We start from the raw sequence: 15,040 nt of genomic DNA, 5'->3' as shown, positions 1-15,040 counted from the left end.
AGGTCTGTCGTGCTCGGGGAGGGGCGGACCGGCGACTACGACGGAAGCGTCAGGTTCACCCGTACGAGTGCGTGGGCAGCGCGGTGCCGAAAGGGCCCGCTCACCCGTAGGAAGGACGGTTGGTGAGTCCCCCTCACATCGTCGACGTACGAGTGCCGGGGAGGTTCGCGTGGGCCGGGAGCGACCGTTCGGCGCACAGGAGGATCGCCGCGCCGGTCAGGACCAGGAGGGCGAGCACCGTCCACAGGTGCCACGGTCCCGCGTCGAGCAGGAATCCCAGGAGCAGTGGCGCGATGGTGCGGCAGACCGACCAGGACAGCTGGTGGACCGACAGGTAGCGGCCCCGCAGGTGGTCGGGGGCGGCTTGGACGGACAGGCTCTGCGCGGGCGCGGAGTGGACGAGTTCGCCGGCGGTGTAGAGCGCGGCGACCGCCAGGACGGCGACGAGGGCGTCCGCGCCGGAGACCAGCCGGGGGAGGGCGGCGAAGGCGGCGAACGAGAGCGCGAAGGTGGCCGCGCCCAGTGCGGCCGTACGGGTGCGTCTGCCGCGCGAGGTGAGCCGGGCGGCGGGGACGCCGAGGGCGGCGACCAGCACGGTGTTGACCGCGAAGACGGCCCCGGCCAGGGCGTCGGGCAGGGCGACGTCGCGGGTGAGGAAGACCGGCAGGGCCATGGCCTGGGCGGTGTAGCCGAAGGCGATGAGGAAGTTGGCCGTCGTGATGAGGAGGTAGGGGCGGTCGGCGAGCACCTGGCGGTATCCGCCGCGGGTGTCCGGCCGCTTGGTGACGGTGCGGACCGGCTGGGGTATCCGGGCCACCAGGACGGCCGCGACGGCGAAGACGGCGGCCAGGGACTCGGCGGCGACGATGAAGCCGGTGGTTCCGTTCCACGCGAGCATGCCGGCCGCGGCCAGGCTGCCGCATCCCATGCCGGCGTTGCGCAGGCTGCGGTCCCACGCCAGGAGCCGGTCCCGCTCGGCGCCTCGGGCGAGGTCGCCGATGAGCGACTGCTGGCTCGGCGAGGACGCCCACATCCCCACCGCCACCACCAGGGCGATCGTCAGGAAGGCGGGGTAGGAGTCGGCGAACGGGTACGTGGCGAAGCCGATCGCGCGCAGCGCGAGGACACCGATGAGGACGCGGCGGCCGCCGAAGCGGTCGATGAGGATGCCCGCGGCGGGCATGAAGGCGAGCGCGCTGAGCCCGGCGACCGTGAGTCCCGTGCCGATCGACGTGAGGGACAGACCCGTGAGTCCATGGATGAACAGCATGGTCAGCGGCACGTAGATGCCGTCGCCGATCGAGGTGGCCAGGCTTGAGGCGATGAGGCGGCGGCGGGCGGGGACTTCGGCGGCGGAGGGGTGGACGGCCGGCGGGGCGGCCTCGGCGACACGGGTATCTTCCACGGAAGATAATTTATCATCCGTGGAAGATAGAGTGAAGAGATGCAGCCCGACGCCATCGCAGCCATCGTCGACCAGTGGAAACGAGAGCGGCCCGATCTGGACGCGTCGCCGATGCTCGTGATCGGCCGGCTCTTCCGGCTCACCCACACGCTCGACCAGCGACTGCGCCCGCCCTTCGCCGCCGCGGGCCTGGGAAGCGGGGACTTCGACCTGCTCGCCGCGCTGCGACGGGCGGGCGAGCCCTACGCCCTGTCCGCGGGCGAGCTCAGCCGTACCGTCCTCGTCACCACCGGCGCGATCACCAAACGCGTCGACCGGCTCGAAGCCCGCGGCCTGGTCGCCAGGACCGTCGACGAGACCGACTCGCGCGGCCGCCTCATCAGCCTCACCCCCGAAGGCGTCGCCCTGACCGACGAGCTCATCGCCGTCCACCTGGACAACCAGCGCCGACTGCTCGCCGGCCTCGGCGGGGACGAACAGGCGCACCTCGCCGACCTGTTGGAGCGACTCGCCCTCACCCTGACGGCGAGCGACGACTGAGATTCGCCCGAGCGGGCCTCTGCCGGGGCCGACGGTCTGACGACGCCGGCGCCCCGTCAGCCGTCCGGAGCGTCCGCGATGCGGTAGCCCACCCCGGGTGTCGTCGTGATGACCGGCGGGCCGCCCAGCTTGCGGCGCAAGCGGCCGATCGTGACCGTCACGGTGTTGGTGAACGGATCGGCGTTCTCGTCCCACACCTGCTCGAGCAGCTCCTCGGCGCTCAGGAACCCGGGACTCGCGCGCAGGAGCGCCTCCAGGACGGCGAACTCCTTGACGGACAGGGCGAGCGGACGGCCGTCCCGGAGAGCCGTACGACGTACCGGGTCGAGTTCGAGACCGGCGGCGCGCAGCGTACGGGCCCGGGCCGACGGCCTGCGGCGGGCCAGGCCCCGGACGCGCAGGACGAGTTCGGGGAAGTGGAAGGGCTTGGCGAGGTAGTCGTCGGCTCCGAGGGTGAGCCCGCTGACCCGGTCGCCGGGCGCCCCGGCCGCGGTCAGCATCAGGACCATCGGACGGTCGTCCCGCCCGGTGATCATCTGGCAGAGCACGTCGCCGTGGATGCCGGGCAGATCCCGGTCGAGGACCACCACCTCGTACGCGTTCACATCGAGCTTCGCGGCGGCCTCCAGGCCGTCGTGCGCGAGGTCGACGGCCATCCCCTGATCCCGCAGTCCCTCGGCGACGACCTCGGCGAGCGACCGCGCGTCCTCCACGACCAGGATCCTCATGCCCGTACCCCCGCCTGCAGCGCCTCGGCTTCCGGGGCCGCCGCCGGCAGCGTCACCGCGACCCGCAGACCACCCTCCGGACGGGCCAGGAGGACGAGTCGGCCGCCGTGCGCGGCGACGATCGCGGCCACGATCGACAGGCCCAGGCCCGAACTCCCCTCCGGTCCCGTACGGGCGACGCCGAGCCGCTCGAACGGCTGCCCGAGCCGGTCCACCTGGTCCTGGTCCAGGACGGCCCCGCCGGTCTCGACGACCAGACGCGCCTCGGATCCGTCGCCGTCGGTGGCGACCCGGATCCAGCCGTTCTCCTGGTTGTGCACGATCGCGTTGTCGACGACGTTCCGCACCATCCGGGACAGCAGCACCGCGCTGCCCCGCGTCCAGGACGCCGGCCCCATCTCGGTGTCGAGGGCCAGGGACTTCACGGCGAGGTCGGGGGCCCGGTCGCCCAGCGCCTCCCGGGCCAGCTCGCCCAGTGACACGAGGGTCCGGTCGGAGAGGTCACCGTGCTGCGCGCGGGCGAGGACGAGGAAACCGTCGAGCAGGTGGTCCACGCGGTCCAGTTCGGTCCGCACCCGGCCGGCGAGCGCGAGGGCCTGCGCCGAGGGCTCCGGTTTGGCGACGGCCACGTCCAGCGACGCCCGAATCGTCGCCAGCGGCGTACGCAGCTCGTGCGAGGCGTTGCCGACGAAGCGGCGCTGCGCGACGAAGGAGGCCTCAAGACGTTCGAGGAGGCCGTCGACGGTGTCGGCGAGCTCCTTGACCTCGTCGGCGGGGCCGGTCACGGCGAGCCGCTCGTGCAGGTTCTCCGCGGAGATCCGCCGCGTCGCCGCGGTGATGAGCCGCAGCGGGCGCAGGACCCGACGGGCCAGGAGGCGGCCGAGGAGGAGCGAGAGGCCCGCCGTCACCACCAGCGCGATGAGCGAGGCGAGGGCGAGCCGGTGCTCCTGCTGCCCGTGCACGTCCGCGAGTTGCCTCTGCAGATCCCGGATCTGCTGCTGGGCGGCGACGAGTTCGGACGAGCCGCTGGGGGCGGGCGCGGGGGTGATTCCGGGCGCGGGCGCGGACAGCCGGGCACCGGACATCAGGTAGGTCAGGGCGAGCAGCACGATCCCGGAGCCGAGGAACCCCGCGGCGTACAGGATCGTGAAGCGCCGTCCGACAGTTCCGCCCCGCAGCATGCCCATGCTCCCCTTCCCGCGCGTGTCCGACCGGACCCAGCATGCCCCGCCGCACCTAACAGCGAAGTGACAGGCACGGTTCGGGCCACGTCATGGTGTCCTGCGTACAACCGTGGTCATGTCTTCGACCCACGCAGTACTCCACGCGGTCCGCCGGGAGTGGACCGCCTTCCGCCGCCCGGGCCGGCTGATCGCCATGGCGGCGGCGATGCTGGCCGTCATCGCCCTCGGCCTGCTCTACGCGTCGGGCAACCACGCGTCCTGCGACGGCCCGTGCCCCGCCGATCCGACCGGGCCGGACGGCTCCCTCGTCAACGACCAGTTCTCCTACCTGCACCAGGAACTGGGCGAGAACGGCAGCATCACGGTCCGCATGACGTCCATGTCGGGCACGATCACCTACCCGCCGCCCCACCACGACCAGATCGTCCCCGGCCTCGTGCCCTGGGCGAAGGCCGGGATCATCATCAAGGACGGGGTCCGCCAGGGCTCCTCGTACGCGGCGCTGATGGTCACCGGCGGCCACGGCGTGCGCATGCAGTACGACTACCTCCACGACATCGCCGGAAGCGGCGGCAACGGCGGCGAGGTCTCGGCCCGGACCCCGCGCTGGCTGCGGCTGACCCGGTCGGGAGACACCGTCACCGGCCACGAGTCCGCCGACGGCGCGCGGTGGACGAAGGTCGGCACGGCACGCCTGACGGGGCTGACCGGCACCGTGCAGGTCGGCCTCTTCGCCACCTCTCCCGGCGACCTGACCCTGCGGCGCGTCGGCCTCGGCGGCGCCACGGAACAGGTGCGCTGGACCCAGGCCGCCGGCGTCTTCGACCACGTCGGCCTCAAGGGCACGGCCGCCGCCGCGGGCTGGCGGAGCGACACCGTCGGAGAGGCGAACCGGACCGACTGGGAGAAGCAGGTCCAGGCCTCCGGCGCGGTGGAGAAGAACGGGACGGTCACCGTCACCGGATCCGGCGACATCGGTCCGGCGGGCGCCGAGGACGGCGCCCGGCCCGTGGAACGCACCCTCGGCGGCCTGGCCCTCGCCCTGCTCATCGTGCTCGTGGTCGCGGTACGGTTCGCCACCACCGCGTACCGCCGCGAAGCCACGGGCGGCGCGCCGGTCACCCGCGCGGAGCTCGCGGCGAAGGCGATCGTCGTCGGGGCCGTCACGTTCGTGACAGGTCTCCTCGCCATCGGCATCGTGATACCCGTCGGCGTGACGATCCTGAAGGGGAACGGCATCCCCGTCCCGGGGGTGTCCGCGCTCACCGGGACACGGATCGTCGTCGGCACGGCCGCCGCGCTCGCCCTCGCCGCCGTGCTCGCCCTCGCGCTCGGCGCCCTGCTGCGCCGCGCCCGGGCCGCGATCCCCGTCGCCGTTCTGGCCATCGCCCTCCCCTACGTGGTGACCTCCTTCCCGCTGCTCGCCGACGGCCCTTCGCAGTGGCTCCTGCGTGTCACCCCGGCCGCCGGCTTCGCCACGCAGCAGTCCCTCGTCGCCCATCCGCAGGTGCTCGCCCACTACGCGCCCTCCACCGGCTACTTCCCCCTTCCCTGGTGGGCCGGAGTCGGCGTACTGAGCGCGTACGCGGTGCTGCTGCTCGGCCTCGCCCTGAGGGCCCGTCCGGCGGATCAGGGTCGGACGGGCCCCGGCCGGCTGCCGGAGGCGAGCGGACTACGGAGCCAGGACCCGCGTTAATCGGTGGTGTGCGGCGCGGCGGATCTTGTACGTTGGCGGAGCGACCGCGCCTCCGATGCGCTCGGCTGCGGCTACTTCCTTCCGAAAACACAAGTGACGCCGCCGCCATCTCTGATCTCGGAGGACGCGGGCGTCTTCGCCCCGCCGGACATCGCGCCCGGGGCCCGAACCCTTTGAATCCGGGGGGATTCACTGCCTCGTCACACCCCGCGCGTCTCCAAGATGTGGTCCGACATGCTCGTGGCCCCGCACATCCTGGCGACCGCCCGCTCCATGCCTCCGTCACCACCGCGGCCCCACCACAGGCTCTACGGGCCGGGCCCCCGCACCCACGCGGGCGGTCCGGCCTTCGTCCGGGAGCCCCGCGACGAGCTCTTCCTCCTCGCCGTCGGCAACTTCGTCTCGCAGCAGACCTTCTACGAGAGCGGCGAGGAGCGCGACGAGCGCTACACCCGGCTCGTCGGCGAACTCGCGGTTCAGGAGCCGGAGTGGACGGCCGGTCTGCTGCGCTGGCTGCGCGGCGAGGGCAACCTGCGCACGGCGTCCCTCGTGGGCGCCGCCGCGTACGTCCGGGCCCGGCTCGAGGCCGGGGCGACCGGAGGCCCGTCCAACCGGTCCGTGATCGACTCGGTGCTCCAGCGTGCCGACGAGCCCGGCGAGCTGCTCGCCCACTGGATCTCGGCGTACGGGCGGAACGTGCCGCAGCCCGTGAAGCGGGGCGTCGCCGACGGCGTACGCCGCCTGTACACGTCCCGGTCCCTGCTCAAGTACGACACCGCCTCCAAGGCCTTCCGCTTCGGCGACGTGCTCAACCTCGTGCACGCCACCCCCGACCCGGACAAGCCCTGGCAGGGCGCGCTCTTCCGGTACGCCCTGGACCGCCGCCACCACCCGGAGCAGGCGGTCCCGCCGGTCTCCGACCACCTGCTGACCGCCCACCGGACGCTGATGGAGTCGGCGCCGGACGAGCGGCGGGCCCTGGTGACCGGGCCGGGCGGCTCCGAGCGCCTCGCGGCGGCGGGCATGACGTGGGAGGCCCTGGCGGGCTGGCTCCACGGACCGATGGACGCCGCCGTCTGGGAGGCCGTGATCCCCACGATGGGGCCGATGGCGCTCCTCAGGAACCTGCGGAACTTCGACGAGGCGGGCGTCTCGGACGAGGTCGCGGCCCGGGTCGCCGCCCGGCTCTCGGACGCCTCCGAGGTCGCCAGGGCCCGGCAGTTCCCCTTCCGCTACCTGGCCGCCCACCAGCACGCGCCGTCACCGCGCTGGGCGGCCCCGCTGGAACGGGCCCTGGGCCACTCCCTGGCCAACGTGCCGGCCCTGCCCGGCCGGACCCTGATCCTGGTGGACCGGTCCGGCTCCATGTTCTGGGACACCGTCTCGGAGCGGTCCAAGCTGACGCGGGCGGACGCGGCCGCCGTGTTCGGCACCGCGCTGGCCATGCGAGCCGAGCAGGCGGATCTGGTGGAGTTCGGCTGGGGCAGCGCGGTGGTGCCGTTCACCCCGGGTGAGCCGGTGCTCGACGTGCTGAAACGCTTCCGCGACATGGGAGGCACCTACACGGCGAAGGCCGTACGGAAGCACTACCGGGCCCACGACCGGATCCTGATCGTCACCGACGAGCAGACCGCCCCGTACGAGCCCGCCGTGCCGGCCGACACGGTCCCGGCCCGCATCCCGGTCTACACCTGGAACCTGGCGGGATACGAGCCCGCCCACGGTTCCACAGGCCGCTACCGGCACACCTTCGGTGGCCTCACGGACGCGGCGTTCCGCACGGTCGGACTCATCGAGGCGGGCCGGGAGGCCGTCTGGCCGTGGGCGTCGGGGACGAAGGACCGGACCTGATCCGCTCGCGTCAGCCGTCGACGTCGAGGGCCGTCCCGTGCCCAGTCCGCGATGTCGAGGGCCTTCCCGGCCTCAGCCGTCGATGTCGAGCGCCGTCCCGTACAGGCGCGAGACCTTCAGCCGGATGACCACGCGCCGCTCGGCGACCTGCTGCTCCAGGAACGCGCTCTCGTCCTCGGGCCTCGCGGCCTCCGGAATCATCGCGAGCAGCTCCCGCCCGGTCGCGTCCCCGGGCGTCGTCGTGATCTCGGAGACCTCGGCCTCGCCCTCGGCCACGGCGAACGACCACACGTCGCCGCCCGGCACGTGGACGGCCGCGCGCGGGTCACGCCGGAGTTGCTTCACCTTGACGCGGTCGGCGGTGGTGGAGAACCGCACGATGCGCGCCTCCGGGTCCCAGCTGTAGAGCATGGTGGTCAGATGGGGATGACCGCTGCTCTTGTTGGTGGCGAGGGTGCCGAACCGCTGCGTGCTCAGCAGCGCGGAGAGGGCGTCGTCGGACAGGGGCCGGGGCGCGGGACCTTGAGTCATGACGTGATCAACTCACGCGCGTGCCCCTGCATTCCACGCCACCCGGAAGTCGCCCTCATCCGCCTTCGACGCGGGTGAACGTCCCCAGGCCCTCCGTGTTCAAGTACTCGACGGTGAACGACTTTCCGTCCGGGGTGAAGGTGACCCCGGTGAGGCCCACGGCGTTCTCGCCGGCGGTCGGGAAGCTGAACGTGTCGCCGTCGTAGTGCGTGAGCCGGTACCTCTGCGGCTTCGGGCCCAGCTCGAGCGTCAGGGTGCCGTCCGCACCGGCGACGACCCGCGCGCGCCCGTAGTAGGGGCTCTCGTACGTGCCGGCGTACGTGTCGGCGGACTTGGCCGGCGTGGCGCCGGACGGCGGGTGGGCGTAGTCGGTCTTCGACCGGCCCTCGTCCGCCTGCTGCTGGTACAGCGCGTCCACGAGCGGGATCCAGTCGCGGCTGATCTCGCCGGTCTGCGCGATGTCGAAGAAGTCGAGGGCGACGGCGTCGGCGACGCCGACCGGAGAGGTGTTGGTGAGGACGACGATGCCGAGCTGCTCGCCGGGCAGCATCGTCACGTTGGTGTGCGCACCCTGGGCGAACGCTCCCGTGTGCGAGAGCCTGAGCCGGCCCTCGTCGTCGTAACTCACGTTCCAGCCAAGCCCGTAGAAGCCGGTCCGGCCGGCCGGTGCGTGCGGCGGGCTGGCGACCGACTCGGGCCAGTGGGTGCGCTCCAGGGCGTCGGCGCCGATGATCTGCCGGCCGTCGAGCTTGCCGTTGCCGAGCTGGAGCTTCAGCCAGGTCGCCATGTCACGGGCGCTGGAACTGACGCCGCCGGCGGGGGACTGCGCGTCCGGGTCCCGGACGAACTCCGGCTTCCAGGCGCCGTCGACCTTCACGTGACCCCAGGCCCGGTCGGAGGCCTTCTCGAAGTCCTCGAAGCGCGAGCTGGTGGAGTTCATGCCGGCCGGCTTGTAGAGCGTGTCGGCGGAGAGCTTCTCCCACGGCACGCCCTTCTCGTCGGCGACCGCCTGCGCGGCGGCCGTGAGCCCGAAGTTGGTGTAGGCGTAGCTCGCGCGGAACGGGGTGAGGGGCTCGTAGCGCAGGTGGGACAGGATGTACGGCCGGTCGTAGCCGAGGTCTTCGAGCAGGTCCCCGGCGTGATCGGGCAGTCCGCTGCGGTGCGAGAACAGGTCGGCGACCGTCACGTGGGAGGTGACCCACGGGTCCTTGAGGGCGAAGCCCGGCACATGAGGGGCCACCGGCTGCGTCCAGCCCTCGGTGCCGACCGCTCCGGAGACGACGGTGGACGCGATCGGTTTGGAGACGGAGGCGAGCTGGAAGACGGTGTCGGCGTCGACGGCCGCACTCTCGCCGGCCTTGCGTACGCCGTACCCCTTCAGGTGGATGACCTTGCCGTCGTGGACGACGGCGACGGCCACGCCCGGCACCCCGGTGCGTTTCATGGCGTCCTTGACGACTCCGTCGAGCCGGTCGACGGCGCGTTGCACGTCCGCGTCGTCGAGTTGGGGCGGGGGCTGGGCCGGCGGCGGCGTGGGCCCGGGCGCCGTAGCGCCCAACAGTGCGGTGAGTCCTGCCGCGGCAAGCCATCGAACGGTGCTCACCTCTCCATTCAAAGGCCTGCGCCGACATCTGTCGCGCGCTGCCGGGCCCACCTTCGTCGCGGCCTGCTTGCCGATCGGCGGCGGCTCCGTCATCGTCTCCCCGCTGGGCGAGGTCCTCGCCGGGCCGCTGCGCGACGGCGAGGGGATCCTGACCGCCGAGCTCGACCTCGACGGGCTCGCCCGCGCCCGCTTCGACCTCGACACCACCGGCCACCACGCCCGCCCCGACGTCTTCACCCTCCACGTCGACGAAACCGCCCGCACGACGGTGACCAGGGGATGGACCCACCCGCCTGTCGAGGGTGCACCGTGCCCGGCGGTAGACTCGGCGACCGTGGCGGATACCCAGTACGAAGACCTGTTGAAGACGGTGCTCACCTCGGGAACGGCGAAGGCCGACCGGACGGGCACAGGCACCCGGAGCATCTTCGGGCACCAGCTCCGCTACGACCTCTCGCAGGGCTTCCCGCTGGTCACCACCAAGAAGGTGCACCTCAAGTCCATCGTGTACGAGCTGCTGTGGTTCCTGCGCGGCGACTCGAACGTCGGCTGGCTCCAGGAGAACGGCGTCTCCATCTGGGACGAGTGGGCCGACGACGCGGGCGAGCTCGGCCCCGTCTACGGCGTGCAGTGGCGCTCCTGGCCCACGCCCGACGGCCGGCACATCGACCAGATCAGCCAGCTCCTCGACACGCTGCGCCGCGACCCGGACTCCCGCCGGATGATCGTGTCCGCCTGGAACGTCGCCGAGCTGGACCGGATGGCACTCGCCCCGTGCCACGCCTTCTTCCAGTTCTACGTCGCCGACGGCAAGCTCTCCTGCCAGCTGTACCAGCGCAGCGCGGACCTGTTCCTCGGCGTCCCGTTCAACATCGCCAGCTACGCCCTGCTCACCCACATGGTGGCCCAGCAGACCGGCCTCGAACCGGGCGACTTCATCTGGACCGGCGGCGACTGCCACATCTACGACAACCACGTGGAGCAGGTGACCGAGCAGCTCACCCGCACCCCGTACGCGTTCCCCGAGCTGAAGCTGCACAAGGCCGACTCGCTGTTCGACTACGCCTACTCCGACGTGGAGATCGTGGGCTACCAGCACCACCCGGCCATCAAGGCTCCGGTCGCGGTATGAGCGACCGTACGAACAGCGCTGCGAACATCGGGCTCATCTGGGCGCAGACCCCCGACGGCGTGATCGGCGTGGACAACACGATCCCGTGGCGCCTCCCCGAGGACATGGCGCACTTCAAGGCGACCACCCTCGGCCACCCCGTGATCATGGGCCGCAAGACCTGGGACTCGCTGCCCGCACGCTTCCGTCCCCTGGTGGGCCGCCGCAACATCGTGGTGACCCGGGACGCGCAGTGGACGGCCGAGGGCGCGGAGCGCGCGGGATCCGTCGAAGCGGCCCTCGCCCTGGCGGCGGGATCGACCGATGCGGCCGGTGACCCGGCGACCGGGGCGCCGGAACCGGCCGACGAGGCCCTCGCCTGGGTGATGGGCGGGGGCGAGATCTACCGCGCCACCCTGCCGCACGCCCGGACACTCTCGGTGACGGAGGTCGACACCCCGATCGTCGGCGACACCTACGCCCCCTCCCTCGACGCCGACTGGCGGATCGCGGAGGACACCGGCTGGCAGGACTCCACGACCGGCCTGCGCTACCGCATCCGCCGGTACGCCCGGCCGTAACCGAAGGCACGCCCTAGGGTCCGTCAGCGCGCGCCTCGCGCATCCCCAGGACGTACGTGGCGGTCAGCGCGACGGCGCGGTCCTCGTCGTGGGACAGCTCCGTGAGCGCGTCCGACGCCGTCGTTCCCGGGATGTCCGCGAGGGCCTGCGCGAGGCGCCGGCGCGCGGACGGCTGCGCGGCGGAGTGGGCGAGGCGCTCGACGAGCAGGCCGGTGATCCGGTCCGCGAGCGCGGGACGGCCCGCCAGCGTGCTCAGCGCGTCGGCCGCGTCGACGTCGTTCACCTCCTCGACGACCATGTCGACGAGCGTCGGGACCGCGTCGGCCACGCCGCGTGCCCCCAGCTCCAGGGCGGCACACCTCCGCACCGCGACGTCGGAGTCCGCGAGGGCCTCCCGCAGCAGGGCGGTCGCCTCGCCGCCCGGGAGCTCGGCGACGGACCGGACGGCACGCCTGCGCACCTCGGCCACCGGTGAGCCGAGGCCGCGCGCGAGGAGCGGCAGCCCGCCGTCGCCCGAGCGCGCCAGGGCCCAGCGGAGGGCGCCCTCGACGATCGGGTCCGCCTCGCCCAGTACCGCCTCGACCAGCGCCTCCACCGGCACCGGGGCCTCTTCGGCCGATGACGCCGAGGACAGGGCCGCGCGCTGCCGCGTCCCGGGGCTGTGCGAGCCCAGCGCCTGGAGGAGGGCGACGATCTGGAGGACGTCCTGCCAGCCGGCGGGCTCCGCCGAACCGATCCGGCGCAGCCGGGTGAGCAGCTCCGTCTCGGCCGCGATGCGGCCCTGCGACTGGCGGATGAGGTCCTCGACGAGTTCCGAGGGCGCGAAGCCGGGAGCGTCGAGCGCGCGCCCGACCTCGCGCAGGGAAAGACCCAGGGACCGCAGGCTCTCGACGTGGAAGATGCGCCGGATGTCCTCGTCCGCGTACTCCCGGTAGCCGGCGCCGGTACGCCCCGTAGGACGCACCAGGCCGAGCGCCTCGTAATGCCGGAGCATGCGGGCGCTGACCCCGGAGTACCGCGCCACCTCACCGATCAACACCGTCTGTCACTCCTCCTGGCCGTTCGTGCCGAGGGCCACGATCCGCTTCGCCTCCTCGACGGCGAAGTCGAATCCGGCGTCCGGGTCGCGCGCCAGCTTCTCCGTGGCGATCGCGTGCTGTCGTACGTGCGGGCGGGGATCCGACATCGCCGCCCGCAGGGCCGGCGTCATCGCCTCGCCGAGCGCGATCAGCGCACGACTGAGGCTCAGCCGCGTCTCGCGCCCGCCTCGCCCGAGCTGGGTAGCGAGGACCCGGGCCAGGCCGGACTCCTCGCCCTCGGGGACGAGCACCACCGCCGCCCGCCAGGCGCTGCGCGCCACCTCGTCGTCTGCGTCGGTCATGAGCTCCCGCGTGATCGCCGGCCAGGCCCGCCCGTCCCCGATCTTGGACAGGGTGTGCAGGGCCTGGCTCCGGGCCTGGGCGAGCTCCGAGCGGAGCTCGCCCAGGAGCCGGGGGAGCGTCAGCGCCGACGCGTGGCGGGTGAGCGCCCAGGTGAGCATCTCGCGGACCTGGAAATCGGGCTCGATCGCGCAGCGTCCGACGAGCGTGTCGACGCAGCGCGGGTCCGGGGCCGTGCCCACCGCGAGCGCGGCCCGCAGCCGCACCGACGAGCTGTCGCTCTCGAGCCCCCGCAGGGCCCGCGTCATCTTCGTACCCTCGTTCGTCATGGTCATCGGGACCACCTCCTCGGGCACAGCGAAGACCTTGTCACCGTGTCAAGGTCAAGCCGAATCGCGCGGGAGCCCTGCGGGGCGGGGGCTCAGTAGGTGTGTCCGACGTGGGCGAGGGCCTGCTTGAGGAGTGTTCCCTGGCCGCCGGGCATCTCGTTCTGCACGGCCGGGGAGGCCGCTTCCTGCGGGCTGAACCAGACCAGGTCGAGCGCGTCCTGCCGCGGGCGGCAGTCGCCGGTGACCGGGACGACGTACGCGAGGGACACGGCGTGCTGACGCGGGTCGTGGAAGGGGGTGATGCCGGCCGTGGGGAAGTACTCGGCGACGGTGAAGGGCTGCAGGGAGGCGGGGACGCGGGGCAGGGCCACCGGCCCGAGGTCCTTCTCCAGGTGGCGCAGCAGGGCGTCACGGACGCGCTCGTGGTGCATGACGCGGCCGGACACCAGGGTGCGGCTGATCGTTCCCTCGGAGCCGATCCGCAGGAGCAGCCCGATGCTGGTGACTTCGCCGCTGTCGTCCACGCGCACGGGGACGGCCTCGACGTACAGGATCGGCATCCGGGACCTGGCCGTGTCCAGTTCGTCCGTGGTCAGCCAGCCGGGCGTGGTCTCAGTCATGTCGGACATCGCTTGATCATACTTTCCGGGCGGAGCTTCGGCCCAGGCCGCGTGTCCGCCGGCCGGGTGGGAGTTCGTACGGGAGTGCTGTCGTTCGGCGCCCGTGGGGCGGTCAGAGGGGCTTGAGCCTCTGGTGCAGGAGACAGAACTCGTTGCCTTCCGGATCGGCGAGTACGTGCCAGTTCTCCTCGCCGGTCTGGCCGACGTCGACGGGCCTGGCGCCGAGCGCGAGCAACCGTTCCAGCTCGGCGTCCTGGTCGCGGTCGGTGGCGTTGACATCGATGTGCAGCCGGAGCTTGCCCGTCCGCGGCTCGTTGCTGGGGCTGAGGATCAGCGTGGGCTGTGCGCCGCCGAACCCGATGCCGGCCGGCCCGATCTCGATGCTGCCGTCGTCCTCGCGGCCGACCTCGACGTAGTCGAGGACCTCGCTCCAGAACGCGGCGAGCCGCTCGGGGTCGGCGCAGTCGAGGATCAGCTCACTGATGCGGGATGCCATGCCGGCGAGTGTACGTGGCGACCCGTTGTGACGCACCGTCATATGGCCGCCGTGAAGTGTTGGTTGACTCCTGGGAAACGGTGGGCTCTTCGGTCCCGCCCGTGACCGTCCGCGCGCCCTCGGCGGTCCTCACATCAGCAGCGAGCCGGGGTCCCGGACCAGCGGGGCCGTGCCCACCGAGTTGCTCACGTTGAAGGTGACGCTCCCCGCGCGGTAGCGGTCCTCGGTCCACTCGATGGGGCGGCCGTCCTGGTTGCTCGTCAGGTGCCGCTGCCGGAGGAGCGGGCTGCCCCGGCGGACCCGGAGCAGACGGGCGTCGTCGCTGCCGGCGGGCACCGCGTCGATGAGGTGCTCGCCGTAGTGGGCGACGATCCCCGCGTCCTCGGCCATGCTGTCCATGATCGAGGGGCAGTCGACGGGCAGGGACTCGACGGTGGGCGCGACCCACTCCGCGTACGCCGTGCGCTCCAGCATCACTGGTTCGTCGTCCAGGGAGCGCAGGCGCAGGACGTCGAGGACCCCGGCCCCTTCCGGGAGGGCCAGGCGGCGCGCCTCCTCGGGCGTGGCCGCGCGGCGCTCGCGATGGAGGAAGCGGCTGGCCGACCGGTAGCCCATGGTCCGCGCCCACTGGGCGAAGCTGTGGAGTTCGGCGAAGCTGTGCCGGCGCTCCCTGCGGAGCACGATCCGGCGGGCGCCCTGGCGCGAGCCGATGATCCCCTCCGAGGTGAGCAGGGCGACGGCCTGGCGCACCGTGCCGCGTGACGCGGACCAGCGGTCGGCGAGGTCGCTCTCGGACGGCAGGCGGGCGCCGACGGGGTACTCGCCGCTGAGGATCGAGCGGCGGAGTTCCTCCGCGATCTCCACGTAGAGCGCCGTCACAGTTGCCCCCCATTTCGTACTTCGCTGTGCGCACCCGGTCACGGGGTGTGCTGTTCCGGTGTCCACCCTAACCCGGCGATCCGGCGCCGGGCGGACCCGTCGATTCA

Annotated in this window: 15 protein-coding genes and 1 pseudogene; 6 read left to right on the top strand and 10 right to left on the bottom strand. The window is 72.6% G+C overall.

The features are described 5' to 3' along the window. Nucleotides 1-133: 133 nt before the first annotated feature. A complete protein-coding gene (locus SVTN_RS01835) occupies nucleotides 134-1,405 on the bottom strand; it encodes an MFS transporter (protein WP_052498855.1) in 1,272 nt (423 codons plus the stop codon). A gap of 39 nt (nucleotides 1,406-1,444) precedes the next feature. On the opposite strand from SVTN_RS01835, the gene SVTN_RS01830 reads away from it, so the two are divergent. Further along, entirely contained in the window at nucleotides 1,445-1,945 is a 501-nt protein-coding gene (locus SVTN_RS01830; RefSeq protein WP_041127501.1) for a MarR family winged helix-turn-helix transcriptional regulator, read from the top strand. A 56-nt stretch (nucleotides 1,946-2,001) separates the two neighbouring features. Here SVTN_RS01830 and SVTN_RS01825 read toward each other — a convergent pair whose 3' ends face one another. Then, entirely contained in the window at nucleotides 2,002-2,673 is a 672-nt protein-coding gene (locus SVTN_RS01825; protein ID WP_041127500.1) for a response regulator transcription factor, read from the bottom strand. Continuing rightward, nucleotides 2,670-3,860, bottom strand: coding sequence for a sensor histidine kinase (locus tag SVTN_RS01820; RefSeq protein ID WP_041127499.1), 1,191 nt, complete (start codon nucleotides 3,858-3,860; stop codon nucleotides 2,670-2,672). The genes SVTN_RS01825 and SVTN_RS01820 overlap by 4 nt, the downstream gene beginning before the upstream one ends. Before the next feature lie 112 nt (nucleotides 3,861-3,972). Here SVTN_RS01820 and SVTN_RS01815 point away from each other — a divergent pair, with 112 nt between their 5' ends. Together SVTN_RS01815 and SVTN_RS01810 are read left to right on the top strand one after the other, a co-directional pair. After that, a complete protein-coding gene (locus SVTN_RS01815; RefSeq protein WP_218922674.1) occupies nucleotides 3,973-5,553 on the top strand; it encodes a DUF1349 domain-containing protein in 1,581 nt (526 codons plus the stop codon). A 234-nt stretch (nucleotides 5,554-5,787) separates the two neighbouring features. Beyond that, the gene (locus SVTN_RS01810) at nucleotides 5,788-7,404 is read left to right on the top strand and encodes a TROVE domain-containing protein (protein WP_041133430.1); all 1,617 of its coding nucleotides are present in this window, start codon (nucleotides 5,788-5,790) and stop codon (nucleotides 7,402-7,404) included. Nucleotides 7,405-7,476: 72 nt separating this feature from the next. Here the strand turns inward: SVTN_RS01810 and SVTN_RS01805 are convergent, their stop codons facing one another. Further along, nucleotides 7,477-7,935, bottom strand: coding sequence for a TIGR03618 family F420-dependent PPOX class oxidoreductase (locus SVTN_RS01805; protein ID WP_041127498.1), 459 nt, complete (start codon nucleotides 7,933-7,935; stop codon nucleotides 7,477-7,479). A gap of 55 nt (nucleotides 7,936-7,990) precedes the next feature. Continuing rightward, nucleotides 7,991-9,538: a serine hydrolase gene (locus tag SVTN_RS01800; RefSeq protein ID WP_041127497.1), complete on the bottom strand. Its 1,548-nt coding sequence runs from the start codon at nucleotides 9,536-9,538 to the stop codon at nucleotides 7,991-7,993. Between SVTN_RS01800 and SVTN_RS45285 the strand changes: the two are divergent. The 3 genes and pseudogenes from SVTN_RS45285 to SVTN_RS01790 all read left to right on the top strand — a co-directional run. Further along, nucleotides 9,468-9,668, top strand: a pseudogene (locus SVTN_RS45285) (hypothetical protein); the annotation flags it as partial. The gene SVTN_RS01800 and the pseudogene SVTN_RS45285 overlap by 71 nt on opposite strands. A gap of 204 nt (nucleotides 9,669-9,872) precedes the next feature. Then, nucleotides 9,873-10,670, top strand: a complete 798-nt coding sequence (locus tag SVTN_RS01795; RefSeq protein WP_041133429.1) for a thymidylate synthase — start codon at nucleotides 9,873-9,875, stop codon at nucleotides 10,668-10,670. Next, entirely contained in the window at nucleotides 10,667-11,230 is a 564-nt protein-coding gene (locus SVTN_RS01790) for a dihydrofolate reductase (RefSeq protein ID WP_041133428.1), read from the top strand. The genes SVTN_RS01795 and SVTN_RS01790 overlap by 4 nt, the downstream gene beginning before the upstream one ends. A gap of 13 nt (nucleotides 11,231-11,243) precedes the next feature. On the opposite strand, the gene SVTN_RS01785 is transcribed toward SVTN_RS01790, so the two are convergent. From SVTN_RS01785 to SVTN_RS01765, 5 genes are all read right to left on the bottom strand, one after another. Next, nucleotides 11,244-12,269 (bottom strand): HEAT repeat domain-containing protein, encoded by a 1,026-nt coding sequence (locus SVTN_RS01785; RefSeq protein ID WP_041127496.1) that lies wholly within the window; start codon nucleotides 12,267-12,269, stop codon nucleotides 11,244-11,246. A 6-nt stretch (nucleotides 12,270-12,275) separates the two neighbouring features. Continuing rightward, entirely contained in the window at nucleotides 12,276-12,944 is a 669-nt protein-coding gene (locus SVTN_RS01780; RefSeq protein ID WP_041133427.1) for a HEAT repeat domain-containing protein, read from the bottom strand. Nucleotides 12,945-13,030: 86 nt separating this feature from the next. Next, nucleotides 13,031-13,558, bottom strand: a complete 528-nt coding sequence (locus SVTN_RS01775) for an NUDIX hydrolase family protein (protein ID WP_041133426.1) — start codon at nucleotides 13,556-13,558, stop codon at nucleotides 13,031-13,033. A 112-nt stretch (nucleotides 13,559-13,670) separates the two neighbouring features. Further along, on the bottom strand, nucleotides 13,671-14,054 hold the full coding sequence (locus SVTN_RS01770) for a VOC family protein (RefSeq protein ID WP_041127495.1): 384 nt from the start codon (nucleotides 14,052-14,054) through the stop codon (nucleotides 13,671-13,673). Nucleotides 14,055-14,183: 129 nt separating this feature from the next. Then, the gene (locus tag SVTN_RS01765; RefSeq protein WP_041127494.1) at nucleotides 14,184-14,933 is read right to left on the bottom strand and encodes a GntR family transcriptional regulator; all 750 of its coding nucleotides are present in this window, start codon (nucleotides 14,931-14,933) and stop codon (nucleotides 14,184-14,186) included. Nucleotides 14,934-15,040: the final 107 nt, after the last annotated feature.

Source organism: Streptomyces vietnamensis, from assembly GCF_000830005.1.
In the GTDB taxonomy this organism is placed as follows: Bacteria; Actinomycetota; Actinomycetes; order Streptomycetales; family Streptomycetaceae; genus Streptomyces; species Streptomyces vietnamensis.
Note: the sequence above shows the minus strand (reverse complement) of the source record. Positions and strands in the feature narration are given on the sequence as shown.

Excerpts from the sequence above, each read along its gene's own strand:
- SVTN_RS01810 (WP_041133430.1), top strand. The coding sequence starts at position 5,788 with ATGCTCGTGGCCCCGCACATCCTGGCGACCGCCCGCTCCATGCCTCCG.
- SVTN_RS01815 (WP_218922674.1), top strand. The coding sequence starts at position 3,973 with ATGTCTTCGACCCACGCAGTACTCCACGCGGTCCGCCGGGAGTGGACC.
- SVTN_RS01805 (WP_041127498.1), bottom strand. The coding sequence starts at position 7,935 with ATGACTCAAGGTCCCGCGCCCCGGCCCCTGTCCGACGACGCCCTCTCC.
- SVTN_RS01780 (WP_041133427.1), bottom strand. The coding sequence starts at position 12,944 with ATGACCATGACGAACGAGGGTACGAAGATGACGCGGGCCCTGCGGGGG.
- SVTN_RS01770 (WP_041127495.1), bottom strand. The coding sequence starts at position 14,054 with ATGGCATCCCGCATCAGTGAGCTGATCCTCGACTGCGCCGACCCCGAG.
- SVTN_RS01825 (WP_041127500.1), bottom strand. The coding sequence starts at position 2,673 with ATGAGGATCCTGGTCGTGGAGGACGCGCGGTCGCTCGCCGAGGTCGTC.
- SVTN_RS01820 (WP_041127499.1), bottom strand. The coding sequence starts at position 3,860 with ATGGGCATGCTGCGGGGCGGAACTGTCGGACGGCGCTTCACGATCCTG.
- SVTN_RS01775 (WP_041133426.1), bottom strand. The coding sequence starts at position 13,558 with ATGACTGAGACCACGCCCGGCTGGCTGACCACGGACGAACTGGACACG.
- SVTN_RS01830 (WP_041127501.1), top strand. The coding sequence starts at position 1,445 with ATGCAGCCCGACGCCATCGCAGCCATCGTCGACCAGTGGAAACGAGAG.
- SVTN_RS01790 (WP_041133428.1), top strand. The coding sequence starts at position 10,667 with ATGAGCGACCGTACGAACAGCGCTGCGAACATCGGGCTCATCTGGGCG.